Source organism: Gilliamella apis (assembly GCF_002142155.1).
GTDB lineage: Bacteria > Pseudomonadota > Gammaproteobacteria > Enterobacterales > Orbaceae > Gilliamella > Gilliamella apis.
The window spans coordinates 1-990 of the sequence record NZ_NASD01000050.1; the positions used below are offsets into that span (position 1 = coordinate 1).

Below are 990 nucleotides of genomic sequence, written 5' to 3' on the forward strand. Positions count from 1 at the left end.
ATTCCTTTCTTTAGCATTAATTATTTTCGAGGTAATATCGTTTTTACACACCTAAGTAGTATACTTACCATCGGTATTTAACTTTCTAGTAATTACTGAAAAATTTAGATTGTAATTGTTATTGGTTTATTTTGTCTCCTATATCACTTAAACCAGCCACGTTAGTGGAACAGAATGAAAAAACATAAATACTAAAAAATATCATTTTTCGCATTTTATTGTCCTATCCCTGTTTTATGGTTTATTTGAGTGGTTTTCCCTTCTTTTATTTTAGTTTTAATCGTTTGATATGTTTAATTTTCTAATGAGGTTTGACCACTTTCAGTTCTAAATCCACAGCCTGATAATAAAAATCCAGCTAATATAATGTTAATTAATAATTTATTCATTTCGTTTCCTAATTTTTAAGGCATAAACGAAGCTATGATGCCATCAATAATGACTAACTAAAAATTGCAAATAATTTCAGCAATTTTTCAGTATATAATACTGTTTTAGCAAATTTTAGTTTCTCTTTTCTGTTTGTTAAAAATATGATTATTTAAGGTTATTTTATAAATAACATTACCATGATATTAATTACTATTGAGAAAATTCCAGCAATCAATGATAGCCCACACATCATTGAACCGTGTTTGGTATAAGTTCCTCCTTTAAGCATTGCGAAAATACTCATAAAAACAGCAATAATAGCTAGAAAAGCACCAATACCCCCAAACATCATGTAACTTATGATGCTGAAAAAAAGTGCTCCTGCAGCAATCATGGCTCCAGTTTTTGCTTTTTGTTTTCTTAGTTCTGCTTGTAAATCTTTTTGTGCTTCTCTGTTGTAAAATTCTTTTTGTAATGTTTCAAGATCTTTATCTTGTTTATTCTGTTCCATTTCCTACTCCATAAATTTATTTAAAATTTTAAGTTAATAAAAAGTTATCAAATTATATTACGATCGGTTTCACAGATCAATAAAATATATTACAATAGTTGGTCTGT

1 protein-coding gene is annotated in these 990 nt (G+C 27.6%); it reads right to left on the reverse strand.

Translation table 11 applies throughout. From position 1 onward, the window contains the following. Positions 1-547 precede the first annotated feature (547 nt). Positions 548-883, reverse strand: coding sequence for a hypothetical protein (locus B6C84_RS11430; RefSeq protein ID WP_065613180.1), 336 nt, complete (start codon positions 881-883; stop codon positions 548-550). Between the last annotated feature and the right edge of the window lie 107 nt (positions 884-990).

Excerpts from the sequence above, each read along its gene's own strand:
- B6C84_RS11430 (WP_065613180.1), bottom strand. The coding sequence starts at position 883 with ATGGAACAGAATAAACAAGATAAAGATCTTGAAACATTACAAAAAGAA.